24 protein-coding genes and 1 other RNA gene are annotated in these 26,202 nt (G+C 53.9%); 16 read left to right on the top strand and 9 right to left on the bottom strand.

Annotated features, from left to right (window positions below; all coding sequences use genetic code 11):
• The first annotated feature begins 4 nt into the window (after positions 1-4).
• From QVF59_RS13605 to QVF59_RS13555, 11 genes are all read left to right on the top strand, one after another.
• The gene (locus QVF59_RS13605; RefSeq protein ID WP_287880630.1) at positions 5-1,240 is read left to right on the top strand and encodes a hypothetical protein; all 1,236 of its coding nucleotides are present in this window, start codon (positions 5-7) and stop codon (positions 1,238-1,240) included.
• Positions 1,237-2,082, top strand: a complete 846-nt coding sequence (locus tag QVF59_RS13600) for a DUF7281 domain-containing protein (protein ID WP_287880628.1) — start codon at positions 1,237-1,239, stop codon at positions 2,080-2,082. Before QVF59_RS13605 ends, QVF59_RS13600 begins: the two co-directional genes overlap by 4 nt.
• Before the next feature lie 371 nt (positions 2,083-2,453).
• Entirely contained in the window at positions 2,454-3,428 is a 975-nt protein-coding gene (locus QVF59_RS13595; protein ID WP_287880626.1) for a hypothetical protein, read from the top strand.
• 553 nt (positions 3,429-3,981) lie between these two features.
• Positions 3,982-4,218: a hypothetical protein gene (locus QVF59_RS13590; RefSeq protein ID WP_287880624.1), complete on the top strand. Its 237-nt coding sequence runs from the start codon at positions 3,982-3,984 to the stop codon at positions 4,216-4,218.
• A gap of 275 nt (positions 4,219-4,493) precedes the next feature.
• The gene (locus tag QVF59_RS13585; RefSeq protein ID WP_287880622.1) at positions 4,494-5,306 is read left to right on the top strand and encodes a hypothetical protein; all 813 of its coding nucleotides are present in this window, start codon (positions 4,494-4,496) and stop codon (positions 5,304-5,306) included.
• 1,000 nt (positions 5,307-6,306) lie between these two features.
• Positions 6,307-8,844: a hypothetical protein gene (locus QVF59_RS13580; RefSeq protein WP_287880620.1), complete on the top strand. Its 2,538-nt coding sequence runs from the start codon at positions 6,307-6,309 to the stop codon at positions 8,842-8,844.
• Positions 8,841-9,725 (top strand): hypothetical protein, encoded by an 885-nt coding sequence (locus tag QVF59_RS13575; RefSeq protein ID WP_159876817.1) that lies wholly within the window; start codon positions 8,841-8,843, stop codon positions 9,723-9,725. Before QVF59_RS13580 ends, QVF59_RS13575 begins: the two co-directional genes overlap by 4 nt.
• An 883-nt stretch (positions 9,726-10,608) precedes the next feature.
• Positions 10,609-11,295 (top strand): hypothetical protein, encoded by a 687-nt coding sequence (locus QVF59_RS13570; RefSeq protein WP_287880618.1) that lies wholly within the window; start codon positions 10,609-10,611, stop codon positions 11,293-11,295.
• 608 nt (positions 11,296-11,903) lie between these two features.
• A complete protein-coding gene (locus QVF59_RS13565) occupies positions 11,904-12,608 on the top strand; it encodes a Crp/Fnr family transcriptional regulator (protein ID WP_159876821.1) in 705 nt (234 codons plus the stop codon).
• Positions 12,609-12,752: 144 nt separating this feature from the next.
• Positions 12,753-13,529 (top strand): hypothetical protein, encoded by a 777-nt coding sequence (locus QVF59_RS13560; RefSeq protein ID WP_287880616.1) that lies wholly within the window; start codon positions 12,753-12,755, stop codon positions 13,527-13,529.
• A gap of 58 nt (positions 13,530-13,587) precedes the next feature.
• Positions 13,588-13,911, top strand: coding sequence for a thiol-activated cytolysin C-terminal domain-containing protein (locus QVF59_RS13555; protein WP_159876825.1), 324 nt, complete (start codon positions 13,588-13,590; stop codon positions 13,909-13,911).
• A gap of 213 nt (positions 13,912-14,124) precedes the next feature.
• Here the strand turns inward: QVF59_RS13555 and QVF59_RS13550 are convergent, their stop codons facing one another.
• A complete protein-coding gene (locus QVF59_RS13550) occupies positions 14,125-14,370 on the bottom strand; it encodes a hypothetical protein (RefSeq protein ID WP_287880614.1) in 246 nt (81 codons plus the stop codon).
• Between QVF59_RS13550 and QVF59_RS13545 the strand changes: the two genes are divergently transcribed.
• Complete coding sequence (locus tag QVF59_RS13545) at positions 14,370-14,999, top strand: hypothetical protein (RefSeq protein ID WP_287880612.1); 630 nt, start codon at positions 14,370-14,372, stop codon at positions 14,997-14,999. The genes QVF59_RS13550 and QVF59_RS13545 overlap by 1 nt on opposite strands.
• A gap of 84 nt (positions 15,000-15,083) precedes the next feature.
• On the opposite strand, the gene yjjJ is transcribed toward QVF59_RS13545, so the two are convergent.
• Positions 15,084-16,388 (bottom strand): type II toxin-antitoxin system HipA family toxin YjjJ, encoded by a 1,305-nt coding sequence (gene yjjJ, locus QVF59_RS13540; protein ID WP_287880611.1) that lies wholly within the window; start codon positions 16,386-16,388, stop codon positions 15,084-15,086.
• A 72-nt stretch (positions 16,389-16,460) separates the two neighbouring features.
• Here yjjJ and QVF59_RS13535 point away from each other — a divergent pair, with 72 nt between their 5' ends.
• Positions 16,461-16,859, top strand: coding sequence for a DUF2846 domain-containing protein (locus tag QVF59_RS13535; protein WP_287880609.1), 399 nt, complete (start codon positions 16,461-16,463; stop codon positions 16,857-16,859).
• Positions 16,860-16,941: 82 nt separating this feature from the next.
• On the opposite strand, the gene QVF59_RS13530 is transcribed toward QVF59_RS13535, so the two are convergent.
• Together QVF59_RS13530 and QVF59_RS13525 are read right to left on the bottom strand one after the other, a co-directional pair.
• Positions 16,942-17,334, bottom strand: a complete 393-nt coding sequence (locus QVF59_RS13530) for a gamma-glutamylcyclotransferase family protein (protein ID WP_287880608.1) — start codon at positions 17,332-17,334, stop codon at positions 16,942-16,944.
• 3 nt (positions 17,335-17,337) lie between these two features.
• A complete protein-coding gene (locus QVF59_RS13525; protein WP_287880607.1) occupies positions 17,338-18,021 on the bottom strand; it encodes a M24 family metallopeptidase in 684 nt (227 codons plus the stop codon).
• A gap of 134 nt (positions 18,022-18,155) precedes the next feature.
• Here QVF59_RS13525 and QVF59_RS13520 point away from each other — a divergent pair, with 134 nt between their 5' ends.
• From QVF59_RS13520 to ssrA, 3 genes are all read left to right on the top strand, one after another.
• Positions 18,156-18,428, top strand: coding sequence for a putative hemolysin (locus QVF59_RS13520; RefSeq protein ID WP_287880605.1), 273 nt, complete (start codon positions 18,156-18,158; stop codon positions 18,426-18,428).
• A gap of 138 nt (positions 18,429-18,566) precedes the next feature.
• Positions 18,567-19,031, top strand: coding sequence for an OmpA family protein (locus QVF59_RS13515; protein WP_287880603.1), 465 nt, complete (start codon positions 18,567-18,569; stop codon positions 19,029-19,031).
• Positions 19,032-19,098: 67 nt separating this feature from the next.
• Positions 19,099-19,463: a transfer-messenger RNA gene (gene ssrA, locus QVF59_RS13510) on the top strand.
• 117 nt (positions 19,464-19,580) lie between these two features.
• On the opposite strand, the gene QVF59_RS13505 is transcribed toward ssrA, so the two are convergent.
• The 5 genes from QVF59_RS13505 to QVF59_RS13485 all read right to left on the bottom strand — a co-directional run bounded on the left by QVF59_RS13505 (position 19,581) and on the right by QVF59_RS13485 (position 26,190).
• The gene (locus tag QVF59_RS13505; protein WP_159876871.1) at positions 19,581-21,194 is read right to left on the bottom strand and encodes a methyl-accepting chemotaxis protein; all 1,614 of its coding nucleotides are present in this window, start codon (positions 21,192-21,194) and stop codon (positions 19,581-19,583) included.
• 273 nt (positions 21,195-21,467) lie between these two features.
• A complete protein-coding gene (locus QVF59_RS13500) occupies positions 21,468-22,283 on the bottom strand; it encodes an ABC transporter permease (protein ID WP_287880601.1) in 816 nt (271 codons plus the stop codon).
• Positions 22,217-22,888 (bottom strand): ATP-binding cassette domain-containing protein, encoded by a 672-nt coding sequence (locus tag QVF59_RS13495; RefSeq protein ID WP_287880599.1) that lies wholly within the window; start codon positions 22,886-22,888, stop codon positions 22,217-22,219. Before QVF59_RS13495 ends, QVF59_RS13500 begins: the two co-directional genes overlap by 67 nt.
• A 1-nt stretch (position 22,889) precedes the next feature.
• The gene (locus QVF59_RS13490) at positions 22,890-23,999 is read right to left on the bottom strand and encodes an FAD:protein FMN transferase (RefSeq protein ID WP_287880598.1); all 1,110 of its coding nucleotides are present in this window, start codon (positions 23,997-23,999) and stop codon (positions 22,890-22,892) included.
• The gene (locus tag QVF59_RS13485) at positions 23,986-26,190 is read right to left on the bottom strand and encodes a NosR/NirI family protein (protein ID WP_287880596.1); all 2,205 of its coding nucleotides are present in this window, start codon (positions 26,188-26,190) and stop codon (positions 23,986-23,988) included. The genes QVF59_RS13490 and QVF59_RS13485 overlap by 14 nt, the downstream gene beginning before the upstream one ends.
• Positions 26,191-26,202: the final 12 nt, after the last annotated feature.

Here is a 26,202-nt window from a genome sequence, read left to right as displayed (position 1 = left end):
AGCCATGACGAACAAATCTGATCTCGTACTTCACCATCTGGAAACGCTGTCTAAATACCGTGTTCTGGTAGCCGCTGCCTATCACCACGGGGCCGTAGACAGTTCTGACGATCCCGCTGGCGGTAAGGGCATCGAGACCCTCAAGCAGGCCGGTATCCTACTGCCGCGCAACGAGGGTACCTACCGTTTGTCGTCGTCGCTTATGCGTCATCTGGATGAGACCCTGCAAAAGGAGCGGCTGTACTCCTCGTCCGGCGCCGATCTCTCTGAGCTGGCACAACGCTTACCTGATATTTCCCATATGGTGGCGGATGCGGCTTATGAAGGCAGACACGATGATGTAGACCACTACATCGACGAGTTCGATATCAGGGTCTTCGAGATCGCAGATAGCGTGCAGAGCGTCTTGCTTACCCTGCGGTTCCAATGCGACAACAATTTCGCCAACGTGAGCACGCTGGCTGAGAAGCGACGTCAAAACGAGTATTACTTAGAGCGCGCAAGCCGGATCAGCGAGACCCTGAGTGCCATTCAGTCCGGCAACCTTACACATAACCTGGAAACCACCCCAGAAGGTGGGCGCATGCTGGAGACTTATCAGTCTCAGATCGCCAAACATCTACCGGAGTGGCGAGCCCAGTTGCTGGACATCACTGCTATCTTGCAGGCGTATCTCCACAAGACCCGACAAATTGAGTTTGTTGCCCGACGAATGCGGGCCTTCGAGCTCTTTCTGAAACGCAATCCAGGCTTTGTGCCTGATGAGCTCGACGATACGATAGCGCTCCCTCACTGCGCCATGCGGGCCCGTAGCCTGCCATTGAAGGCACATGCCTGCGTGCAGAATCCCGAGTTTGATGAGGCCCTACTAAAGATTGCCCGCAGCATCCCGGATATCAAACTCAAGGAGTTGCCGCCCCCTCGTATCGGGGCATTGCTTCCTGACACGCCGATCGAAGCCGATGAAAACGTGATGGCCATCCAAGCATGGGAACTGGCTATCCTGGCATTGCTCAATGAGCTCGATACTGAACCAGTCTCGGCCTTGGCATGGAAAGCTGACCGGGTGGAATTGGCTGCCATCGATGATGATATATGGTTGCTGTGCCTTCTGCGTGAAGAAGAGAATGATCTCGCTCGTAATGCCGATGTCCGTTTTGAGCATGTCACGCAGCTAACACCGCGCATGTGCGGCAACATCCCCTTGATCGATATCCGCCTATCGAGAATTTCGACATGAATAAGACCACTGCCATCAGTCTGCTCAGGGTTGTCCAGAGCGCTCCTGAACGCGTTGAGTTCACAGTATCTGATGTGCTGCGACGGTTTGTGCTGGATAGCGGTATAGGCCTGGTAAGTGGTCGGAAGGTCATTTTCAACGAAGGCCATAAGGAGAGGATCCGTAAATGGCTGGCAGCCGAACAGGTTGATCCAAATTCCTCACCTGATGCCTGGGGGCGTGCAAGTCGTTCGGACTCCATGGAGATCGGTCCCGATGAGAAGTGGGCTGGTGCTGCAGTAAGAAGCGAGCGGATTGCCATCAAGACCTTTCGTGGGAAGCCCTTGAATGTCGGTGTGAATCCCCTATTCCTTCCTCCGGGGGCCAATCTGGAATGGGGTTACCCGCAGGCTATCAAATACCTTCAGCATGAGGATGTGGTTCTCGTTGAAAATTGGGAGACATTTGAGCACATCGATGACCTTCAGGTTGATATCAGTCGAGTGTCAAGTAATCCACTTATTCTGTGGCGCGGCGGCTCCTTGAATTCGACGACTGGCGCTGCCCAACGTTTTCTTGAAAGTTATGGTCGCCCGGTATGGTCTGCGCCCGATTACGATCCTGCCGGGCTGGCAATTGCAGCCAGATTACCCAACCTGACCGGGGTGTTGGCACCAGGTGATGATATCCTGAGCACTTTGCTTGGGAGGTCCAGGTTGCATGCACGCTTCAATAGCCAATTGGCAGGTTCCGTAACAACCATTGAGGCCTCTCCCGACCCAGATATCCAACGGCTCTGGCGGCTTGTGCTGGGTAGCAAAAGTGCTCTTCCCCAAGAGGTGCTGTGTAAGCGCAATAGATAGCTCTTACCACTGCAACCAGTGGCCTACTCCATAAAAGGGGGGCGTACCCTAATTTATGTGTGAACACCGTGTGAGAGATGAGCACACAACTAACCCACCAATCCACCGGGCGCTGCGCAATAAAGCCACGCTGCGCCAGTGATCTCAGACGTTAGGTCGCTTACATGTTTTTTAATCCCTCACCACAGTTTCTATACCGCGCCTATAAGGTCATCACACATTTTGTTGACAACATGGGTACTCCAATGGGCTGCCCAGGCTCCTGTAGGCAATCCTGCCCTATAGATGGTGAGAGCTTGTAAGCAAGCTAGCAACAAGAAAGTCGGCTCGAATTATTCTTTTAGCATTTCAATAACGTTGAAGTAATATAAATGGCCAGTCTCCGTATCATGCGTGCGTACTGCATCGAACTCCGCGAAGTAGTTACGATCACTCAAGCCAGAATAGAATTTCTGTCTAGAGAACCCCTTCTCTCAAGGTTCCACTTCCTGTGTTCCGATGAAAAATGCCGTGAGAAAGGAGTGCGCGTCATTGGCGTGAATTACCGTGAGAACGCTCAAGAATCAGTTAAGCACGTAACGGCACACTACCGAGAGCAGGATACGCACCTGCCTGGTTGTGAATGGCAACATGAGGAAGACACTGAGGGGCCTGACGGCCTGCTCCCTGGTGAGTCTGAAGATACCGCACGTAAACGCAAAGCACGCCGCAAGTTGAACGACTTTATTGATGTCTTTGACCCGACTGATCACGACGGAACCAAACCGGCAGAAACAGAGAAGTCCCCTATTGATTATGGAGGTATTGGTGTACCTGTATCTGGTGGCGGCCAGGCACGGGGAAACAACGACTCTGAGTTGACTGGAGTAAATCGAACCAATGACTTGGAACGATTAGTAGAGAGCTTTAGGGATGCAAAGGAGAAACTTTCTGACGAAGAATTTTCCACTTTAGAGCTGCAAGTTAAAGGAATTGGCAAAATTAAGCTGAAACATTATTTTCAGCGTTTAAACTATTCCAAAACTTGGTCGACGCATCGGATTATATATGGCGGTGCAATCTTGGATAAACGCTATGGACAAGGATTCCGGCTAAAATTTTACGACACTGTAGAAGGAAAGCCTGTTTTTTTATACGTTAGCCCCGCCATGATGAAAGAGTACCGACATAGAAAGTACCTTGATGGAATACTCTCCAAAGTGGATGAAGTCCGCTTCCTTAGAGTCTATGCACTGGGGCACTTTGAAGAAGCCCCAGGCGAGAGCGATGGCCTCAATCTCGTGATATCACACTTGCGTCATCTCGCTATTGTATTGGGACCAACAAAAAATAAGGCTACCCGGTAGGCTACAGTGCCTCTAATGAGGCTAGAACTCTTGTTACCAAGTAGTAAGCGTCAATGAGATCGACTAACTCACATTCTACCTCCCGGACGCTGCAAATGGTTGCAGCGTCCGGGAGTCTGTTAGCACCACTCTCGACAAGAGTCACATTGACCTCTCCGGCCTCCCCTCGTACATCAAAGGCAATATAGCAGGTACATCCCAATCGGTAAGGGCGTAACTGGCTATTGGCATTCTTACCAACCGCTTTCTTCATCCCTGAGCAAAATTCAGACACTGATGAACGCCAAGCAACGTCCAATTGTAGTGGTCCGTTTGGACCAACCTGGAAAATTGGCTGTTGAGTCATCTTACCTCCCTACGATCAAAAAACTCCAAGCTTTGGCTTCAAAATACGATAATGCCAATTTTTGGCTTTGTGGCATTTAAAATATTACACATCAACGTCAGGATAAGTCTTTGATTTTTCAGTCGTTTCAATTTCAATTTTTGGTGCATCTAACAGTAAACAAGAGGGGTATTAAGAATACCCCTCTTTATTTATACGGACATAAAGATGTCAACTGCATACGAAATATTTACACCCAATGGGGTTCCGACATTAACGTACGTCAGAAGAGAATTAGCAGATAAGGCTGGTAATAAATTCTATCCAGAAGAAAAGCTTTCTGAACAATTAGCAATCCCCGGCAGGGTTGTGAGCATAGCCGGACCGTCAAAATCTGGCAAAACAGCACTTGTTGAAACTGTTGTCGGTAAAAAAATATTGTTAAAATATCCGGAGCTCAGATAAAAGACCCCGACTCCATTTGGTTACTAGTCTTAGAACAGCTAGAAATTCCAGTTGAAAAAAAGACAGTCCAAAAAGAAACCGACAAAGAGTCGATTAAAATTGATACAAAAATTGAAATTGGAAACCCACTACTGAAAGGCTCAGCAGGAATATCAGGGGAAGATGCAAATGAAAAATCAAGCGAAGTATCCAATACATTTCAATCCAACTATCAAGTAGCGGTCTCAAGCCTAAAAGACAATGGAAAAACATTATTTATTGATGATTTTCACTACATGTCAGAGGAAAATCAAAAAGCCACTGCTGAAATAGTAAAACACGCAGCCGAACATGATCTTCTTTCAATTTGCGTTGCACAAGTTCGCCATAAAAATGATCTTGTAATACGCATGAACCCAGACTTGACTGGACGACTAACCAATATAGACTTTGACTTATGGTCAAGAGAAGATATCGCCAAAATCGCCCATGGGTTTCAACTATTAAATATCGAAGTTAGCAATTCAATTGTTGATGCATTTGCCACAGAATCCGGGGGCTCCCCTCAAATCATGCAATCAATTTGCCTGTCCGCATGCATTAAAAACAAGTCTCTCACAGTCTCAAAAGAAAAAATTCAATTTCACGCAAAAAATATTGACATCAGTACGGTAATATCATCATGCATTGAAGCGATTGACAGAGATAGACTGGTAACAAGACTCGAAGCAGGCCCACCCACACACGGCACTGATCGATTGAGCTTCGAGATGATTGATGGAACTACTCTAGATGTTTATGGCTGCATCTTGGCAGCTATTGCACTAAACCCTCCTTGGCTTGAAATTAAAAAATCTCAGCTTATAGATAGGGTTGGATTTTTAACAAAAAGCGATTCCCCAAACACAAGCAGCATACTCAGATCCTTGACGCACATGCAAGCCATTGCGCAAAAGTATGACAATTTCAATGACTACATTGAGTGGGATGATGACAAAGGACTACAAATATTAGATCCCTATTTATTATTTTACATACGGTGGATAATGAAATTCCGTTCAATAAGGGAACTTTACGAACTGAATTTAAGCAAAAAAAATGCAATTTAAATTAGCTTTCATTTGATCGTAAGTAAACTTCGCGGGTCTCGCCCCGCCGGCGAGGTCCTTTGCTTTTGCTTCGCCAAAAGAAAGGACCCAAAGAAAAGGCGACCCGCAGCGCGTCGAATTCCCGCCACAGCCGCACCGCCCAGGGCGCGGGCGGAACTTGCGGCGCGCTAACGTCGCGCCGCTGCAAACAGCCGACCGCTTAAGACCCTGAGCGGCACGTCTGCGTCGGCTCGCGCTGACGGGACTAGGTAGCGCCGGGTTTGTGCTGGCCACCCTTAAAAAAAAGTCCGTGGGATTCGAACCCACAGCCCGCTCGGATAAAACCGGGTTCCTTTACCTTTTACATCGCTTCCATCGTACCGTTGCCACCCTTAGCCCCGTCAAGCATGCCGACGGGTGGCCGGGGCGAGGTTTTAAGCGCCTGCTTTGTTTGAGCGATTTGACGTTAGCAAATCGCGAGTTCAGGCGCGCCTCGCCCCGGTCGGGCCCTGTCGGGCAGCCGCAGGCCATGCTTGACGGGTGGCCTTGGAGGTGAAGGAGGGCTTGGCCAAGCAAAGGCCCCTTCCCCGCCGCCGCGCGGAAACGGCAACACAAAACATCATCCGAGCAGCGAATTTCTGCCTTGTACTTTCCATTTTCCAAATTAGCCCACCGAATAGCAGATTGTCAGTGTTTGTAGCGTGATCCGTACGGTACGTCACAAGACTCAAATTCAAATCACTCTTCCCATCATCCTCCAGAAATCGATGGTAATGCCATTAGCGGTTTCCCGCCTCGTACAACCGCTCAAATCAGTCCACTTCTTCCATATCACCAATATTTCTTCTTAAGCAGTATTTTTCACGGCTGTAGAACCGGCCTTACAAATCAAAAAAATAATCTCGTTATCACGTCTTGAGATGTGAGCAACGACGACCAGACTACACCTATGGTCAATTGCAATGGCGCTCAAGGCCGTGCACCGTATGCCGCATTACCAATAAAGTGCTAGGAGCCCCTCATGCTGATTAGTCCACCGCGATTAAATATTCCTCAAGGCGAAAATGAGAGTTACGAAGAGTGGTTAAACCACTTCATGCCATCGACAGCGCGAGGGGGATTTCCAATTGGCTCATATGGGCAATGGCATCTTGGATTACATCTAACAAATATTGTTGGCAGTAGCCGTACGGGCGAAATTGATATTTGCGCGATTGCGGATGGAATCGTCATGATCAGCCAAAATAGTGGTGACATTCAACCTGATGTTAATGAAGATGCTGAACCTGGAGCTACGTACAGAAGAGTTGATTCTCGCGGAGTGGTTGTGTTGCGTCACGAGACTGAAATCGGCGAGGGAGACGAAGGTAAAATTGTTTACTACTCTGTATATCATCACCTTGGAATAATATCTGAAAAAGCGCAAAAATTAGGAATGCCAATTTATAGAAAAGAGTTGATAGGATATCCCGGAAGAGTTGGCGCTCAACCAGGCATACACATGGAAATATTTTGCACAGACGCCAACTTAAAGAAGATAACTGGCAGAACCAGTGGCGACCTCGATTATAGAAACAAAAATGGCCGCATGAATATAATATATGGAGATGTGCACTTCTACATTCCTGCAAAGACCAATGCATACACATTTACAAATGACATCCCCCCTCTGGATAAAGCCCAACCAGCATCCGGTGGAGTTCAAATTGGGGTTGAACTGTTTTTAACCATGCGCTTTGCAAAGGGGCAGGTTGAATTGCATACACGCATCAAAGTAAATAATGAGTATATAGAAATATTACCAGCAGCAGACAGAAGAGCCTCAGGAAAGCCACCCGCCAATACAATCACAAATTATTCATTTAGCTACCATGATTACGAATATGACATGTACCTCCTAGCCAGAGAACTACAAAGAAAGCACCCTGAAAATGCATGCAACAGCATCTACGAATTATTACGCTTTGGTCGTGTCATTAATAGAGAGAATGAATCAAACATTTCAGCCAATGTCCCACATTGGCACTTGATAACCATGCCGAACAAAAGTCAAAAATGGGTTAACTTGCACCAGGCAGATATCAAGGTATTTAGTGATGGCGACTTCCCGCCATGGACGGGATGGAAGCTAATTGATGGAACACAAGATGCAACAAGTCAATGCAAAAATTCAGAAATTCTGAGTTTATTACAAAAAGATAGGCAGACTATTAGTAAAAGTTCCATTGCAGAAAGATTAATGAACCATGAAGTGAACAAGAAGTTTTCGAAAATGATATGCAAAAGACGCAGTGAATGGAATGAAAATTACATCATGAAGATGGAATACTGGCGAACCATCAAATCCTCAACCAATCCTGAACCAATGACAATCAATGAATACAATGGAAATTTCAAGTCAGACTCATTAAAACTTTGTTTCTGGCGAGTGCTAATGGAAAGAAACAACACAATAATTCCTGCAGCTAAACTATGTAGTTTTCAGATAAACCCAGAAAATGTTATCACTAAAAAGTTCAAAAACAACAATAGCCAACTCAATGAAGCCGGGAAAAAACTGGCTGCATCCATAGAAAGCATAAATACTGAAATCAAGAATTACGCTAAAGGATACAGCACGCTACTTGGAGAGGAGCTATTCTTCTTCAATCCTGCTTCATTTATTGCGCATTTCCATAAAAACACATGGCTATCCAATCATGAATTAGCACAGCTAATACCCAGAGTTTACTACTCATACAATGCGAGCAATGAAAGCAAAGGACTTTTAAACTATTCAACTGCACTTCATCGAATCTGCCACATTTTAAATAGAAACCATGCTTTCAATAAAATGGTAAGAAAGTATGGCTTGGTAGAGCGCGTCAGATTTAGCCATTTATTGGCACAAGAACTTACAGAAATGTTCATGGCATCAACAACTGAAGAAATTGGAAGAGGCCGCCAACAATTGAAAAATGGCAACTTGGTATGGCCACAACCCGCAATGGAATATTATCAGTCATTTTACGGTCGCGGGCATATGCAGCTTACATGGCCTGACAATTATGAAAAGTACGGAGACTATAGATCCAAGAAAAATTTACCAGACAATACGAAAGGCATTTACGCCGATGAAAGAATAACAACATCCAGCACCCACTATTGGGGCAATCCAAAAGATGAAGAAAGAAGAACCAACAAGAAAGCAATACCAAAACAGTGGTACCCGCGATACGACCCAGCCCAGTTAGTGGAAATTCCTTACAACAGCGCTGATAGCGGAGGGTGGTATTGGGTTTCAAAGACAATAAATGGAAAAACTGGGCAGATCAATATATCACGCCATGCGGACAGAGGGCTATCGAGTGATGCAGTTGGCCGTGTTTCTGTAATGATAAATGGTGGTGGAAATGGATATTTTGACAGGCAAGGCTTCGCTACTTTTCTTGCGAACTTCTTGCTTAACGGCAGACTGGCTGATAGAAACATTATTAAACACATAACGAGAAATAGTGGGAAAAATCTGATTACAAAATCAATTACCGTTGATTTTTCTCCACAAAGGAATGAAAAATGAACCACTTCATAAAAGTCAGTGTGATTTTTTTTGCCATGCTGAGCAATCCTAACCATGCCAAAACAATCAAAGTCACCCAAAATCCTATCAAAAATCCTTACAAATCTTTTGAAGAAAAATTGCCAACAGGCTGGAGTTCAGATTTCCTGATCCGAACAATAGCGCCCCGAAAGGGCAAATCAGCATTTGTTGGTGCAGCCATCAAGCCGTGGCCAGGGGAAAATGGAAAATTCATTGTTGCACTTTGCACCACAAAGGATGGTATTTCAAGGCATCAACTTAATCTTCCGGCAGATGGCTGCTCAAACGAAAGCTCGGAACTCTATCTTGGTGTTTTTGGACTGGAAATAACACAAAAACGGTCATCGTATATTTTATTAGCAAAAACCGAGATGCCAATTACTGATAGCGTAGACTGGACTGCATCCAACATAGACGGCAATGATGCAGACTGCCTGAGTAACTTCAAGGCATGCAACAAAGGCAGTTCATTTCCTCAAGTGTGGACATATATTGACAATACGCCCTATCGTATCAATAAAGAAAATCCAACATTTGGCATTACTGGCGAGTGGCGAAACAGTTTTGCTGGCAGTGGTAGCAGCACTTCATCTGCACTGTATTTGATTTCCCTGTTTGATAACAAACTGAAAGTCGTCTTTTCGGCCCCGATGAGTTATTTCAAATCGATTGAAGGCGAATGGAACAGCAAGCATACAAAACAAATGATTGAAGAAACCTCTGCCAAAAACTATCTGATCATTTCAAACAAAGAAACACATGGCTATAAAAACATACTGCTACGCGAAAAAAATGGAACATGGCACAGAACTTATCATTGGGATAAAGAAAAGAAAGTCTATATTGGCAATAGTTTATGACTGACTGATTGATGAAAATAACGTCATCAGCAAAAGTGTCGCTAGCCCATCACTATCAAACACCACCGCACTGTCGCCACCCTTGGCCCCGTCAAGCATGCCGACAGGCGGCCGACGAGGTAAGTAATCGCCTGCAATGTTGGAGCAATTTGACGTTAGCAGATAGCGAAACGGGCATATCTCACGGCGGAACGCCCCGGTAACGCAGGGGCTTCCGCCCTACATGCCGCCCCCGTAGGGTGGATGCCCCAGAGGGGCGATCCACCACGCAACGCTCCCGAATAAATCTATTTTGTGGCCGGGAAACCACCGCACCGACGCCACCCTTGGCCCCGTCAAGCATGCCGACGGGTAGCCGGGGCGAGGTTTTAAGCGCCTGCAATGTCTGAGCGATTTGACGTTAGCAAATCGCGAGTTCAGGCGCGCCTCGCTCCAGGCGGGTCCTGGCGGGTAGCCGCAGGCCATGCTTGTGGGGTGGCCTTGGAGGTGAAGGAGGGCTTGGCCACGCAAGCCCTCCTTCCCGTCCGCCGCGCGGAAGCGGCAGGAAAATCCATCATCCGCGCAGCGGATACAAGCCCCTTACCTGCACCTCTTGCCAGTGTTTCCGCACCCCTCTACCCTTGCCGCTGCTGGTCTCACTGCGTAGCCTTTCCGGGTTGCATTCCAAACATGCATCCGGGTTTGGCGACCCAGTTACACCAGTACAGAAAAGCCGCGTTCAGCGGCTTTTCTCACTTGCGTCTGCATCCTTCAATGGCGGGCCGAGTGGGGAGACCTTATCGGTCTGCCGGTGCTGGTGCCGGTTCGCCAACCCCGCTTCGGCCTGCCACCCGCGTTTGGCGACGCGCATGGCAGCCTTCATTACTCACCAGAGGGCCTAGTCATGGCGAATACCGGATCAAACACAAGCAAGCATCCCCCTCCCCTTACCCTGTCCTACCTCGGCAAACCCATCCGCCTGCACCTCCACCCCCACACCTGCTGCCTGCACGGCGAGGACATCCTGCAACTATTCGGCCCACGCCTGCGCCATCGCCTGCAACACATCCTGCAACAACACCCCGGCTGCCAGCACCCACACCACGACAGCCTACAACCGTACTGGCCGGAAAACACCCTGCAACAGGCGCTGCGTCAAATCCATCGCCCCGCCGCACAACGGCTGCGCCACTGGCTGAACCGCCAAGTCCTCCCCGCCCTGCAGCAACGCCCAAGCGACGCGCCACGCCACGACCAGGCACTGGCCATGGCCGCCGAGGCCGGGCAGCAGATCAGCCATGCGGTATTACGTGCGGTATTGGAACAGGGACAAGGCTGGCAGCATGGCCATTGGCTGCTGACGCTGCGCTTCACCCCCAACCACGCCAGCCGCCATGCACATGGCCGACTAGTGGCGCTCAACAGCCAGGCCACGCCCTTGCAGGCATTGGCCCAACACATTGCCGCGCCGGATGGTTTACCCAGCAGCAATGCGGAATTACTGCGGCTGGCAGAGGCTTGCCATCAGCTATTGGCCAGACGGATGAACAAACAGGCGTGGCGGGCGGAGGCAGAGGCGGAGACCCGCTGACTGAGGCATAGCTGCTGGCCATGACCAGCATCCGTAGAGAAAACGACCATGCGGTCATCAAGCCCAGCCCCAGCCATCGACGGTGGGCTTGATTTCTATTTTCTCGCCGCTGGCCGTGGAACCAGAACCAGCAGCTTATTGACGTTTGATGGTGTTCAACCAGCCGGCAAACCGCTCGTTGGCCTCACTCATGGCGGAGGCGGTTCTGCGTTGCCTCAGCACAGCCGAGCGGCTGCGATGGCGGCTGAGCCCGTGGCAAGGCTGATCCAAATGGACTATAGGTAAGCGTATCGGACTATTTGTTTGGCATTAACTGGCCGGGATACTGCATACCCTTTCCATAATCACGTCTTCCGCCAGCAGGTTTGTTCCGGCACGGAGGAAGGCTCCTGCTGGCTGATCGCCGTGAAGGAGATCATGCAGCCGCTGCACAGTGCCTGCGACATTGGCGTGCCTGGCTTGGTAGCGTAGTGCAAGGGCTGGCCAGCTGACACATGCGGCTTTGCCAGCCCACACGGCCCTCCCTATAGCGTGGCTGTCTTGGCGGTTTTGCTGTACGTACCTTCACCACCGCCAGACAGGGCACTAGCAAGATGGCCGGCTCTTCCATGTCCAATGCTGATGTCAATTACCTGGGGCTGATTCAAGCCCTGCCCTTGTTTGGCGGCTGTGCCGCACACCAACTGGAGGCGCTGGCCAATACCGCCAGCTATGCCGTACTGGGGGAGGGAGAGCCCTGGCATACGACTGAGCGTACCAGCGGCAGTCATTATGTGGTGCTGCAAGGGGCTATCAGGGTTTCGATGATTTCACCGGATGGTAATGAGTTCATCGTGGCCATTCTTGCGCGCGGCGAGGTGCTGAATGGGTTTCTGGCAGGCGATGCCACCTGCCCGTTTCTGGCGTCCAGCATCATGCTGACCGCGCACGGGCCTACCATTGTGATGAAGTTTTCCTGGGCCAAGCTGGCGCTTGGTGTCGAGGCGCTGGATCTGGTAAAGCGCTTTGATTATCTGCTGCAGGAATGCACGGCTACGCTGCTGCTGCGCATTGAAGATCTCGCCATGCACTCGCTGGATGCCCGGCTGGCGCGGATTCTACTGCGCCTGCATACGCAGTCAACGCGTATTGCAGAGCTGCGCTTGCACCGTTTTAACCAGAGCACGCTAGCGCTGCTGGTGAATGGCAGCCGCTCCAAAGTCAATCAGCATTTGCAACGCTTTGTCCTGTGCGGGGCAATATTGCTGATTGATGGCTGTGTGCGGGTGATTGAAAAGGCTCACTTACTGGCTATTGCACGCGGCAAATACTAAGCCGCTGATGATGAGGGCCGCGTTTAGCACAAACGTGCACAACAGGCTGTTACCCGGGTAACAGCCTGTATTTTTTTATTCCGCCATATTGGGGCCGTCGAAAACAATTACGTATTCGACATTATCTTTCAGGAAAGGTATCCCATGACTGATTGGAATAAAAAGCTGACCAACCTCATCCGTCAAAACGACGGAACGCTATGGGGTAATTGGTCGATGGTGGCGCAGGTTAATTTGGGCGACTACGGCGTTATCAATCCGGAAACTGCGGAATTTACCCGGCTGGGTAATATTGCCGAGTTGTATCCTGATTTTTTCAGCACGGGCTCAAAATCCACTGGTGATTTTTTCTACAAAACCAGCGGCGTGCAAAAGCATTCGGTGACAGAAAAAATATCTGGCGAGTTTTTGGAACCAGATACTGAAACCATCATCAGCGGCGGTATCAAGTTCAGCTGGAATTTCTCCCAAAGCAATGACATGCTGGTTAACTTTACCGCCGTGCGTTCGGACAGCCTGAAGCCGGTGCAGAACCTGCTGCGGGTTGACGTATTCAAAACCTTGCTGCAAGCGGCTGGCACCGCAGGTAAGCGCAGTAATAGCGGCGGTATTTTGCCCGGTTTTGTGGTGGTGACCGACGTAGTGAAAAGCGCCGGCGGATTTATGGTTGCCTCGGAAAGCAGCAATCAAAAGTTCAGCATTGGCGGTGAAGCCAAAGCCACTTCTGCACTGGTTGAAGGCCTGGCCGGCGATGTCAAGGCGGGTTATAGCTTTACGGAATCTACCGATTCAATCGTCAAGTATATCTTCCCCTCTCCCAATAAATGCGTCATGCGTAATGAGCAGGCACCGCAAGCACATATTGCCTTCCGTGCCCTGTCATTTAATGACAAGGCTTTGCTGACCAACTGGAAAGGTTGATGGCTGCCACGGCAATCATCTCTGTCTACAAACATTTTTGGATAAAGGACACTTAATCATGCCTACCGTTTTGACTGTAACCAATAAAGGCGGCTTTGTTGCGCACTGCAAAGCCAGCTGGCTGGATGCCGGTTTTCAACAGCAATCCATTGATCATGAAGCCATGACTGCCGGCACCAACTGGACCGTCACCCTGGATGACGGCGTCACCCAGCTGCACCTGCACGTGGAGCACGATACCGGCCTGGTATGGAAACCGCGTAATGTCACCGGCGATTTGTTCTGGGATAACCCTGGTGCCCAGTTCAAGGGCGGCCAAGCGCAGGTGAAGATAAAAGGTACCACGCTGATTGGCTATGGCGTGGAGTGGGAAAACCCCTAAATTATATTAACTGGCCACTGTAGATCAGCATAGCCGTTAACAGCATTGTTCTGTTTATCAAAAATACCCTGATAGTGAGGTGAATCATGGCTCATAAAAGTGAGAAAAGCCCATCCAAGCGTGAAAAACACCAGAAAGGTGTTGAAAACCAAACCACCAACGAGCGTGTACGCGAGTGGAAAAAGTACAAGCAAAACGGTGGCTCGCTCAGCATTAACAGCTGGGATAAGCAAGGCAGGCCAAAGAAATAGCCGGCCAGTAGCTGGTGCGCAGCAGGCTGAATAAGCCTGCAACAGCGGCTGATTGCAGCATGTTGGCTTGCCGGATCAGCCAATTGATGATCAGCCGCTGTTTTTTGTCTTGCTGAATCAAAGCGTACATACCAAATCCGCCGGCCCTGTCACGCGTTGCCGGAATATGGGCCTGGCTTTTATTATTGCCGTGAAATGGATAGAACAATGAAACATACTGCTCTGTATTATCTAATGCTGGTGCCTGCCGCTGTCAGTGCGGCTACGGCTCAGGCCAGTGATACTGCTATTGAAAAACTGATTACCAAAAATGGACTGAAAAACAGCAAAGTCATGTCCATGTATAAAAGCGGTCAGTTGGTGGTGACAGTGAAAACACCACATAAGATTATTCTGACAAACAGAAAAAATATTTCTGTAGATGCCGATGCCCAGACTGCCATGTATTGGTATCGGGCCATGAGCACAAAGGAGTACATCTTGTTCGATCAAACTGCATTCACGCATATTCCGTGTGCGCAGTCGGATAAACATTTTTGTGGCATTGCGCCTTCGTATAGCTATGTGGCGAAGTATTTGAGCAATGCCAAGCCAGGTATTGTCGTAGCATTTGGCACTGCCGAACCAGGTTGGCTATTTAAAGACTTCACCGGCCAGCATCAATGCCAGATCAAGGCAGAGGGTGGCGGCACCTATGGTCTTGGCCCCACAGGCACCAGTGCCAGTTGTGACCTCACGTATCGCAAGCAGGGCCTGGGTAAGGTGTTTAACCAATGGCTTGGACCGGACAAAAAAATCGATGTCACCATCAGTTCGGTTTTGCTGACGATCAAATAGCTGCCGAGTCGTCCGGCAAATCATTTCGCGTCTTGCCCGTGCTATCAGCCACCCGTGCTGATGGCTTTGCTAAGCACCTGCCGCTCAGCCCAGCCGCGCAATGCGCCCGGCGGCGTCGTCGATATGCTGTCCCAGCGCGGTAATGCAGGGGGTGAAGCTGGCAGAGAAACCGTCATGGCCGCGCAGCCGGGTGTAAAACTCCTGCGCCAACTGCAGCGCCTGTTGCCAGCTGTCCGTGTCCACTTCGGCACTAAGATGGGCGGGCGGCAGGCTGTCCGCCAGCGCGCCGCCGCCGCGCGGGGCAAAGGCCATGGGCAGCATGTCGTAGGCCGGGGCCAGTTGGTAAGGGCGGCCATGCAGGCTGATGAAGGACAGGTTGCCGCTGTGCATGTCGGTATTGCCTATCAGCGTGCCAAACGCCCACAACAAGGCGGCACCGGCATGGGACTGGGGCGTGACATGGCCCGCCGCCGCCAGCCGCTGCACCACCACCGGCCACGGCGCATGGGCAGCACCGACAAATTCGGCATCCAGCGCGCGCAAGGAAAACACCGCTACCCGCCCCAGTGCGCCTATGCGGTCGAAGCGCGGCACTTCCAGAAAGCGCTGCGGGCCACAGTCCAGCACGGTGGTGGCCACTCCCAGCACCGCCAGGGCAAGATGCTCGGCCAGCAGCAGATCCCGCCAACGCTGGCTGACCGGGTTGGCATCGACGGCGGAAAACTTCACCAGCACATGGCCGTTGTCAGCATAGGCACAGAACTTGGGCTGCTCGCCACCTGCGGATGAACCAGGCAGTTGGCCGGCACTGGCAGCGCTGGCCAGTTGCGGGTAGTCCTGCGTGCGGTTTACCGCCTGCGGCAGCGGCATGGACAAAAAGTGCTGGCGGGCGGCATCGCCAATCAGCAGATTGCCGATTACATCATGTCCATGCGCCTGCAAAGCCCGGAGTACTTCGGCATCGCCCCAGTGCTCCGGGTTGGCCGGCAGGCCCAGGCTGCCAGCATGAGCAGAGGCATAGGCGCGGCCCAGATAGCCCTGAGGCCGCATATCGTACAGCCACCACGGCAGCCCGGCGCTGAACAGGCTGACGCCATCGGCCTGCTGCATGACATAAGCTTCTGGCCGCACCGGCAGCAGGCGGCCCAGTTCGCGAATCTGCCCGGCATCACTCACCCGGTATACCGGCACGTCCAACTGGCTGCGGCTGGCATCACGCAGTACGTAGTGAATAGCTGGGCCAGCACCCAGCCGCACCACCTCATCCCCCAGTCCAGACAGCGCACGCGATATCGTTGGCTGGCTTAAGCCTGTTTTTTCAACAAGTTGCCGGGCGGTACATGGCCCACCACCTAGTTGCTGACGGATGGAATCTGCGTGACGTGACATGGATTGAATTGAATAATGAATAGATAGATGAATAGTAATTCTAGTATTTACCAGCTGCAGATTCAAGTTGACATGGCATCCAAAGAAGATTCCGCCAAGGCCAAAGCCTTTGCTACACCGACTGCAGGCAATGCTGGTTTGTATATCTATCGCAACAGCCTGGCAGGCAAGGCCTTGAAAAAAGACATCTTCGTGGATGGCCAATGTGTGGGCGAAAGCGGACCGGACGTGTTCTTCCGCACCGAAGTGGCTGGTGGCAAGGTGCACAAGCTGGATACCGAGTCCGAATTTTCGGCCAACTCCATTGATTTGATGACCGAAGCCGGCAAAAACTACTTTGTGCGTCAGTACATCAAGGTGGGTGTGTTTGTAGGTGGTGCCGGGCTGGAGCAGATGACGGAAGAGGAAGGCAAGGCCGATGTGCTGAAGCTGGACATGGCCAAGAGCGGGCATTGCGCCGGCAAGCCCTGATCCCGCCCGCGGGAAAACACAATCCCGCTTGCAGTAATTTCCACACGCCGGCAACTGCCGGCGTTTTACATGCCATCCTGTCCTACTGGACTTTCCTGTCCTGGCACTGCCCGGCCTGGCCTGCCGCAACATACACCCACGCCTGGCGGCCTGATGCCAGCGACACGGTCTGGCGCTGATAGTCCGCCACTTCGTAACGGTCGGCCTGCTCCAGTTCTTGCGGCGTCAACAGCAAGGCCATGCCGTCCACGCCATCGGCAGCCACACCACTGTAGGCGATGATGGGATGATGGGTTTTGCCACTGGTGGCAATCACTTGCGGGTCGGTAATTTTCAGCATGGACAGGCTGAAGCCGGGCAAGCGGTCTGCCACGCCGTCCAGCAGACGGCCAAAGGTGGCCAATTGCACCTGTGGCAACTGCAGGGTGCCGTAGGAAAACAGATATTGGTCGGCGACTTCTTGTTTGCTGTTCATGGTTTAGCCTTGGGTTTGACGCACCAGCAGGTCCTCGTAGAAGGCTCCGTATGGCAGGGTGGGATGGCGGATCTGGATTTCCAGAATCCATAGCCCGGTGTCCGGGCAGGCGGCAAAATCTCCCAGATCCCCGGCCTGGTAGATGGCATGCGGAAAATCGGACACGCGATGGCCTTTGACATCCAGATTCAACTGCCAGCCCATGGCGGCAGCCTGTTCGGCGGCGTAGTCGTACAGGGCGGTGCCAGCGCAGCCGGTTTGCTGCCACCAGTCGCTTACCTGTTGCCACAATGCCTGTGCCGCATGGGCACAAGCCTGCATTTGCGCATCATCCCCCACCACAAAGCTGGCACCGCTATCGCCTTCGTGGCCGTCCCACACCACGCCCAGGTCGATGAAAAAAATGTCGTCTTCCCTCAGCACGTTTTCCGGGTCGTTTTTCTGGCGGAAGGTTTTCAGGGTGCTACTGCCAAAGCGGATGATGATGCCGTGCCAGATGCGATCCATGCCCATGGCGTCCAGCGTGGTCTTGGCCAGGGCCTTGGCCTGCTGTTCGGTCATGCCGGGGTGTATCTGTTCCGCAATGCGGTCGATGGCGGCAAAGGTGCGGTCGCGGGCATGCAGCATCTTGCTTAGGGAAAACTGCGGGCCAACCGCTTGCGGCTGTGGGGTAACGGTGTTGGTCATGACAAAACCTGTACCAGGAAGGATTAAACAACACTAACATCCGGCGTTCCTGGCCGGCTGTGCGCAGGCGGCGGTTCCTGCACCTTTTGCGACCGGCATTGCCGGAAGGAAGCATTTATACTGCATCATCTTTCATGACATTGTCACCACTCGTGCCACTTTCCACCTCCATCCTGCTACTTGCCCTGGCCACTGCCTGTGGACTGTCAGCCTGCACCCTGCCACCTGTCACCACATCCCCCTTGGCCGTCGGCCTGGCCAATCCGGCATCACAGCATTGCCTGCAGCGCAGTGGCAAGCTTGAGACGCGCCAGGACCCGGCTGGCAATGAGTATGGCCTGTGCCGCCTGCCCGATGGCCAGTTGCTGGAAGAGTGGACGCTATTCCGTCACGATCAGGGCCGTTAAAGGGCCGCCACGCCGGCCCTTGTCATCCCATCGGCCACTGCTGCGTTAAAAAAAGGGAGCCCGGCCATCTGGTCGAGCGTTGGTGCGCCAAGGCCAGCCCTGGCGCACTTTACTTTTCCCTTACTGGATACCTTTACCATGAAACGCATTCTGCTTTGCTGTCTTGCTACCCTTGCCTTGTCTGCCTGTTCCAGCAGCAAGGTGCCGCAGGCCCCGGCCAGCGCGCCGGTAGCTGCCGCCCCGCTTGCCGCCAAGCCGGTGGTAGACAGCGCAGCACTGGCCAAGGCTGCACTCGACAAGAAGATTGACGCCAATATCGCCGCCAACCCGGATTTTGTTCCTTTTGCTGCCGCCAGCCACGAGCTGGATGAAGTTGGCAAAGGCCAGATCCAGCGCCAGCTGGCCAGCTACCAGGCCGACAAAAAGCTGATCGTGCGCGGTTACTGCCACCGTGGCAGCAGCAGCAATGCGCGCGCCATGGCCCATGCCCGCGCCGTGGCCGTGAAGCAGTTCCTGGTGGCATCCGGCGTACCGGCCAAGCACATCAGCCTGCGCATCAATACCGACAAGGACGCCCAGGGCGTACAGATCGCCAGCAAATAAGGGGTGCTGCCAGTGCCACCACGCTGGCGCTGGCAGGTGTTTGTCTATATAATTGGTAGTCTTATCTGGGGGCGACCTGGTTTCGACGGGGGTTGCGAAGCAGATGGGGGCATACCGGGATTTCAGTCACCCCGTAAAACACTGAATTTTTTTAGTCGCAAACGACGAAACTTACGCTCTAGCAGCCTAACGGCCGGCTAGACACTACAACGGTTCGCAGATGGGCCGGGGGCGTCAAAACCCTGTAGTGTCACTCTACATCTGCTAGTGCCATCCCGGGTTACTTGGTCTGGTGCGAAACTTTAGGTAACTCGCCAAAGCTCAGCCTGTCCGTCGGCGTAGTGGAGGTTAAATCCAAATGACACGACTAAGTATGTAGAACTCACTGTAGAGGACTTTCGGACGCGGGTTCGATTCCCGCCGCCTCCACCAGAACCTCTAAAAGCCATTGATGATCAGTATTTACTGGTTCTCAATGGCTTTTTTCATGCATTGTTACCTGTGGGTGCTACACGCATGACTGCCAGATACTGCGGCAGCCTGCGTGGTTTACAGCGTGTAGGCTTGCAGGGTGGTGATTTGCTTTTCTGCCAGCCCTGCCAGATGGCTTGCGGTACTTGCGGTTGTCTGCGCGGCAGCATTGGCTTGTTCTGCCATCTGTGCGGTTCGCTCCACTTCTCCGGCAATATTGTCGCTGGCCACGCCTTGCTGGCTGATTGCCGCACTGATTTCATCCACCAGATTGCCGGCATTGGCCGAGGCCGTGCCGATTTGCTTGATGGCATGATCTGCCAGATCCGCCCGGGCAACGCCGCTGCCTACCAGTTGTTCTGCCGACTGCATCTGTTCAAAGGCTTGCTGCGCACGGGCAATCATGGTGGCGATGGTTGCCGCAATTTCCTGTGTTGAACGCGCGGTACGCTCGGCCAGCTTGCGAACCTCATCGGCCACCACGGCAAAGCCGCGTCCCTGCTCGCCGGCACGGGCGGCTTCAATGGCTGCATTCAATGCCAGCAGATTGGTCTGATCGGCGATGTCCCGTATCACCATGACCACCATGCTGACTTTGCCACTATCGTCTTCCAGTGCCCGTATGCTGCCCGATGCCGTTTCCACCATGCTGGCGATCTCGCGGATATCCGTGATGGTCTGCCCGACGATGTCCGAGCACTGTCCAAGCAGCTGTCCGGCGTCTCCGGAAAGCGCATTGGCCTCGCGTGCACGGCTGGCAATGTGATTGATGCTAACGGTCATTTCCTCGATGGTGGCGGCCATGCTGGCGGCTGCCTGGCTTTGCTCGGACGATGCGCACGATACTTGACCAGCGGTGTCGGACATCAGCGACGAAGCCTGTGCTACCTGCTGCGCTCCTTGCAGAATGCTGCTCAGATTTGCCTGCAGTACGTTCAGCAAGTGATTGAACGCGGCCGCAGTGCTGCCGATTTCATCCTGCTGCAACACGCTTGCCCGCTGGGTAAAGTCCAGGCTGCGGCTTACCTCCAGCATGCTGCCCTGGATACCTGCCAGCCCGCTGCGTATGGTGCGGAACAATTGCGCCCCCAGCAGTCCGGAAACCACGAATGACAGGGCCATCAGGCCGATGGCCATTTGCATTGAGGCCTTATAGCTATCCTGGTTCTGCTTATCCAGGCTGCGTACCTGCTGGAAGATATAGGCCACATGCTCCTTGAAGCGCATCCCCAGCGCACTGCTCATTGCCCGTGCATTCACCACCAGCGTACGGAACGCGCCTTCGCGGTCAGTGGCGCTCTGACGGATAACCTGGTCGCGCACGGCCCGGTAGCGCTCCAATGCCTGCTGATCGGCTGCCAGCATGTGCAGATCAGCCTCATCCCCGGCATGGTGTGCCCGGTAATCGGTGAGGAAGGCATCCAGCTGGCGGTCACTGTCGGCCATGGCCTGCAGGGCTGACTGGCGTATCGTTGCATCCGGTGCCACCAGAAACTTCAAGGTTGCCAGCCGCATTTCTGCAGTGCTGTGTTGTGCTTCGGTGATGGCGGCAATGCTGGCTGCCGTATCGAATGCCACCGACTGGAAGCGCTGCTGCGCCTGATGCAATTGCCAAAGCCCGTAGCAACCAACACTTAGCATGGCCAGCAAGCCGACCGATAGGGTCAGGATGATGCGGTTAGTGATTTTCATAATGTTCTCATGGGTATCAGTGCATATTGTTTACCCAGAGCGCAATATCCATGCCAATGGCTATTTGAATTCAACCGCTTGATTTAAATCATGAATATCTTCACTACTCAACAGCTGCGTCGGCACGCCGTGTTTCAGCACAATCAAAAAACACGGCTTTCCGTCCCCTGCTACGCCTGGCCATTGCCTGGCCTCCTCCTGGCGAGTTGCCTTCTGCCACGCCAAAGCGACAGCGTCTGTCACGGCAAATTCTGAGCACTGCCAGTGACTGAATTACACGCGCCCGCCCCGGCCATGCAGCGAGCGCACCACCCAGCCGATAACCAGCAGGCCGATCAGTAGCAACACACCCACCGCCGTTGTCAGACCATACTGAAAATGACCACTCTGCACACCGCGCAGCAGATCCACCGCATAGGCAGCCGGATTGATCCGGGCCAGCAACTGCAACCAGCGCGGGGCCAGTTCCAGCGGATACAAGGCACCGGATAGCAGGAACATGGGCAGGGTCAGGGTATTGGATACCACGGGGAACACCATCACCGAACGGAATGGTAGCGCCATCACCAGCCCTAGTGCGGAAAACACCAGGGCGCACAAGCTCATGGCCAGCAGAAAACACAGCAAGGACAGCGGCGTGAATGCCAGCCCCAGCAACGGCGCAAATGGCAGCAGCAATACCGATTGCACCAGCGCCAGCACGGCACCGGACAGAATCCGCGCCAGCGCCAGCGTGCTACGCGGCAAAGGCGAAACCAGCAGTGCCTTGAACACTCCTACCTGACGGTCGTGCACCACGCCCACCGCGGCTGATGCGGCGGCAAACATCAGCGCCATCGCCACGATGCCGGGATAAATATAGGCCTGGTAACTGCTGTCCAGCGCATACGTACCACCCGCCAGCCCAGCACCCAGAATGAACAGATACATCAGCGGCTGCGCCAGGCTCAGTACAATGCGTAGCGGATTCAGCCAGTAACGCTTTAACTCCAGCCAAACCAGCGGCAACAGCACCCGCAGCATCATGCCGCCACCCCGCGCCCAGCAGCCTGCACCGGTAGCAACCTGCCCTCCAGCAGCCGTACGCACTGCTCAGCAGCCTCCGCTTCTTCCTGCCGGTGGGTACTGAACAGTACGGTAACCCCTTGCTGGCGCTGTATGGCGATCTGTCGCCAGAACGCTGCGCTGGCGGCCTCATCCAGGCCCTGTGTCGGCTCATCCAGCAGCAGCAGACGCGGCGCAGCCAGGCTGGCCCGCATCAGCTCCAGTTGCCGGCGCTGACCACCGGACAGGGTTTCCACCGCCTGCCCGGCCCGGCTTTCCCAGCCGGCTGCCGCCAGCTGTGCTGTGCAGCGGCTGCGGGCCGCCGCGCCGGAATAACCGTAGCAACAGGCAATCAGCAACAGGTTGTCCCATACCGACAGCCGCGGCTCCAAGGCACTGTCCTGAAACACCACCCCCAACTGGCGGCGAATCTGCGCCGCCTGACGGCGCACATCCAGCCCCAATAGGTGGATGCTGCCCCGGTCGGGCTGCAGCATGGTGGCCAGCAAGGCCAGCAAAGTACTTTTGCCCGCACCATTGGCCCCCACCAGCGCGCACAGTCCACCGGCGGCGATTTGCAGATTGGCATCCACCAGCACCTGCTGCCGTCCACGGCGCTGATACACACCGGTAATGCTTACTGCGTCCATATCAGCCTCCGTCCAGCCAGTGAATGACTGGCCGTGGTCCGGGCCAGTGCAGCCGGGCAGCCATGGCATGCGTCAGCCATACCTGCCCGGCTGCATCTACCATCAGTACCTTGTTGACACCGGTAGCACGCGACAGGGTGAGTGCATGGCCTGGCCCGCCAATGAACGGTGCCTTGCTGGCACCATCGGACATGGCTCCCGCATGCGGGCCGGGATCGGCCAGTACGGTCACGGTCTGGCTTTGTCGGGCTGGGTAACCGCTGCGCGGATCGAGAATATGGCAGTAACGGATGCCGCCATGACTGAAATAGCGGTAGTAGTCACCGCTGGTGCCAATGGCCTCGCCATCCTGTAATTGCAGCGTGGCCAGCAGGCCGGATGTACGCGGATGCTGGATGCCCACCTGCCACGGCTCCCCGCCCTTGCTGCCCAGCGCCAGCAGATTGCCACCCACGTCGATCAGCGCATTGCTCACCCCCAGCTGGCGCAACCGTGCTGCCGCCAGATCCAGCGCCCAGCCCTTGGCATAGCCTCCCAGATCCACCGCCACCACCCGCTTGCGGCTGCTGACCGTACCGTCGGCTGCAATCTGCAGATCGGCAATACTGGGATGCTGCACCATCAGCGCCTGCACGGCGGCATCGGTGGGAAAGTGACTGTCATTGAACTGATCGTCCTGAAAACCCCATAGCTGGATCAGCCGGCCAATGCCCGGATCAAACAGGCCCTGACTTTCCCGCGATAGCGCCTGGGCCGCACGCAGAATTTCCACCAGCCGTGGCGAAGCCGTGAATGGCTTGCCCTCGGCCAACGCCGCATTCATGCGCATCAGCTCCGATGGCTGCCAGGCATGCAGGCTGCGGTGCATGTCTTCAAACAGGCTGAACACGGCATTTTCAGCCTGACGCGCCTCCTCCGCCGACACCCCGGAGATGGACAGCTGCACCCGGGTGCCAAACACATAGCTGCCCTGCGAATGCAGTTCCGGCTGGCGCAGGGCCAGGCCCAGCACCGCAATCAGCAGTAGTGGCGGCAACAGCCACAGCAGCAGGCGTCGCCTTAGCGTCGGCCTGCCGACTGCAGTGGCCGCCAGCACCTCAGCCTTTGGCACGGAGCGTATCCTTGGCCGGCGTTGCTACCGGCTTGATCGGGATATACAGCCCGTCACGGCCTATCGGCGTCAGCGGCTGACCGGCCTTTTCCCGGCGCTTGCGCTCCTGCGCCAGTGGCGGACAGCTGTGGCCGTCGTAATACATCACCATGCAGTCCAGACACATCAGGCATTCGCGTGAATCAATACGGCCTTTGGCATCGATGGACAGAGAACCACAACCCACCGCACAGGCCTTGCAGCTGGTGCAGCCGTCCTTGCGGCGCAGTTTCAGCCAATTAAAACGCGATGGCAGCCCCAGCGATGCACCCAGCGGGCACAGGTATTTGCAGAAGGGACGCTCGACAAACAGCGACAGCCCCAGCAGCACCGCCAGGAACAGCGCAAACGGCCAGCTGCGATTGAGCACACCGACCAGAAAGGTGGTCTTGAAGGGTTCTACCTCGGCCAGTTTTTCCGCCAATGGCATGGAGAAGAAGGACACCGCCAGCAGCAGGAAGAAAATGGCGTACTTCAGCCACTTGAGACGGTTATGCCAGGCCATGGGCAGCTTGCCCGCCGGCAGATGCAGCAAGCGGCCTATCTTGTACAGCAATTCCGACAGCGAGCCAAAGGGGCACATCCAGCCGCAGAACAGGCCACGGCCCCAGATCAGCGTGGTGGGTACAATCAGCAGCCAGAACATGAAGATGAAGGGGTCACTCAAAAACAGTGACCAGTTCCAGCCATCAGACAGCGCATGAAATACCGTCAGCACCTGGGTGATGGATGGCTGGGCCATTTCCAGGCCACCGGCAAATGCGATGGCAATCAGCCAGCTGATGGTCTTGGGCCAGGACACCCAGCGCTTGCTGCCACGGCGCGAACGGCGCACCCAGCGGTCGCGGCTGATGAAGAAAACCAGCACCGCCGCCATCCAGCCACCAAACAGCATGATTTCCAGCTGCTTGTCCTGCCAGGCCTTTTTCCAGGCAGCCTGCGGCAGCTCTACTGCAGGCCGGCCACCTTGCAGCTGATTGTCCGGCAGCCAGTAATTGCTTTCGAAAGAGGTGAATTGCTTGGCACCGGTTTGCTGGTCTTCCTTATTGGCCAGAAAAGCAAAGCGCCACGGCCAGGCAGCGGCAAAATGCGGATCACGCAGGATGAAGATGCCGCTTTCGCGGAATTCCGGCGCACCGGCTGCGCGCAAGGCATACAGGTTGAGGTAATCGGTATCACGGAAAGTGTAGGCCGACAGATCCTGCCGCACCTGGATACGGTCGTACAAGCCACCACGTACAAAGCCGGAACCCTTGAACGAACCGCTGCCATTGTTGACGATGAACAGCGCATGCTCGCCCGGTTTCAGCGTTTTCATTAACTTGGCATAGTCCTCGTCACCCAACACGCTGCGGCCAATACCGGGGGCATTCAGATAGCCGTAGTACAGGTCCAGATACGCCTCGCTACCACTCGTGCCGATATCGGCGGGCGTTACTGTCAGATGTTGCACGCTACCGTCCGTCAGCAATGCCTGCCAGCTGGCGGGCTGCTTGCTGTCAATAAAGCGTGCCGGCGGGCGTACCGCCTGTTTCATGATGCCAGCCTGGTAGGCTACGGCCTGCGCACAGCGCGAAATCAGCTGGTTTTCCGCAATCACGGTGACCGTGGCACCGGAGATGGCATCCAGCCTCTCCTTGCCGCTGCCGCCGATTTCCATGCGCGAACCGGCAAAACGGCCCAGATACTGGTTGAGAAAATCAGTGAGCTTGTTTTCCGGAATCCCCACCAGCAGGATGGGCTCGCTGTGCTTGAGTACCCGTACGCCACTGATGTGACCGCTGCCATCCATACCGATGAGGGTGACAATGGGTTTGCCGGAATAACCCTGGGTATCCACGATGTCGGTAGACAAAAATACATAGCCCTTCAGCTTTTTGTCCGCGCCATAGCCTTCCACATAAGGTGGTGCACCCTTGCGCAAGGAAAAGGAAGTTGCGCCGGGCAATACCGCCGCACAGTCCACCCAGCGGCACATGTCCGGGTCGGTAGACAGCGCCTTGGGCAGCTCCCGTTCATAGCTGGAAGCCTGCGCAGCCGGACTGTGCGCCAGACAGCACAGCAAGCCCAGCCAGACAATGCGCAACAATGTGGCACAACGACGCCACAAACCGTGACTGGCGGACAGTCTGCTAATACATGCGGATAGCACCTTGATTTCCTT

Origin of the sequence: Aquitalea sp. (assembly GCF_030150775.1) — a bacterium.
GTDB classification, from domain to species: domain Bacteria; phylum Pseudomonadota; class Gammaproteobacteria; order Burkholderiales; family Chromobacteriaceae; genus Aquitalea; species Aquitalea denitrificans.
Note: the sequence above shows the minus strand (reverse complement) of the source record. Positions and strands in the feature narration are given on the sequence as shown.

What these genes read in the sequence shown, in the direction of transcription:
- QVF59_RS13565 (WP_159876821.1), top strand. Translation starts at nt 11,904, where the DNA reads ATGTCCAATGCTGATGTCAATTACCTGGGGCTGATTCAAGCCCTGCCC.
- QVF59_RS13595 (WP_287880626.1), top strand. Translation starts at nt 2,454, where the DNA reads ATGGCCAGTCTCCGTATCATGCGTGCGTACTGCATCGAACTCCGCGAA.
- QVF59_RS13545 (WP_287880612.1), top strand. Translation starts at nt 14,370, where the DNA reads ATGAAACATACTGCTCTGTATTATCTAATGCTGGTGCCTGCCGCTGTC.
- QVF59_RS13525 (WP_287880607.1), bottom strand. Translation starts at nt 18,021, where the DNA reads ATGACCAACACCGTTACCCCACAGCCGCAAGCGGTTGGCCCGCAGTTT.
- QVF59_RS13600 (WP_287880628.1), top strand. Translation starts at nt 1,237, where the DNA reads ATGAATAAGACCACTGCCATCAGTCTGCTCAGGGTTGTCCAGAGCGCT.
- QVF59_RS13605 (WP_287880630.1), top strand. Translation starts at nt 5, where the DNA reads ATGACGAACAAATCTGATCTCGTACTTCACCATCTGGAAACGCTGTCT.
- yjjJ (WP_287880611.1), bottom strand. Translation starts at nt 16,388, where the DNA reads ATGTCACGTCACGCAGATTCCATCCGTCAGCAACTAGGTGGTGGGCCA.
- QVF59_RS13515 (WP_287880603.1), top strand. Translation starts at nt 18,567, where the DNA reads ATGAAACGCATTCTGCTTTGCTGTCTTGCTACCCTTGCCTTGTCTGCC.
- QVF59_RS13495 (WP_287880599.1), bottom strand. Translation starts at nt 22,888, where the DNA reads ATGGACGCAGTAAGCATTACCGGTGTGTATCAGCGCCGTGGACGGCAG.
- QVF59_RS13530 (WP_287880608.1), bottom strand. Translation starts at nt 17,334, where the DNA reads ATGAACAGCAAACAAGAAGTCGCCGACCAATATCTGTTTTCCTACGGC.
- QVF59_RS13590 (WP_287880624.1), top strand. Translation starts at nt 3,982, where the DNA reads ATGTCAACTGCATACGAAATATTTACACCCAATGGGGTTCCGACATTA.
- QVF59_RS13555 (WP_159876825.1), top strand. Translation starts at nt 13,588, where the DNA reads ATGCCTACCGTTTTGACTGTAACCAATAAAGGCGGCTTTGTTGCGCAC.
- QVF59_RS13575 (WP_159876817.1), top strand. Translation starts at nt 8,841, where the DNA reads ATGAACCACTTCATAAAAGTCAGTGTGATTTTTTTTGCCATGCTGAGC.
- QVF59_RS13580 (WP_287880620.1), top strand. Translation starts at nt 6,307, where the DNA reads ATGCTGATTAGTCCACCGCGATTAAATATTCCTCAAGGCGAAAATGAG.
- QVF59_RS13535 (WP_287880609.1), top strand. Translation starts at nt 16,461, where the DNA reads ATGGCATCCAAAGAAGATTCCGCCAAGGCCAAAGCCTTTGCTACACCG.
- QVF59_RS13505 (WP_159876871.1), bottom strand. Translation starts at nt 21,194, where the DNA reads ATGAAAATCACTAACCGCATCATCCTGACCCTATCGGTCGGCTTGCTG.
- QVF59_RS13520 (WP_287880605.1), top strand. Translation starts at nt 18,156, where the DNA reads ATGACATTGTCACCACTCGTGCCACTTTCCACCTCCATCCTGCTACTT.
- QVF59_RS13560 (WP_287880616.1), top strand. Translation starts at nt 12,753, where the DNA reads ATGACTGATTGGAATAAAAAGCTGACCAACCTCATCCGTCAAAACGAC.
- QVF59_RS13570 (WP_287880618.1), top strand. Translation starts at nt 10,609, where the DNA reads ATGGCGAATACCGGATCAAACACAAGCAAGCATCCCCCTCCCCTTACC.
- QVF59_RS13585 (WP_287880622.1), top strand. Translation starts at nt 4,494, where the DNA reads ATGTCAGAGGAAAATCAAAAAGCCACTGCTGAAATAGTAAAACACGCA.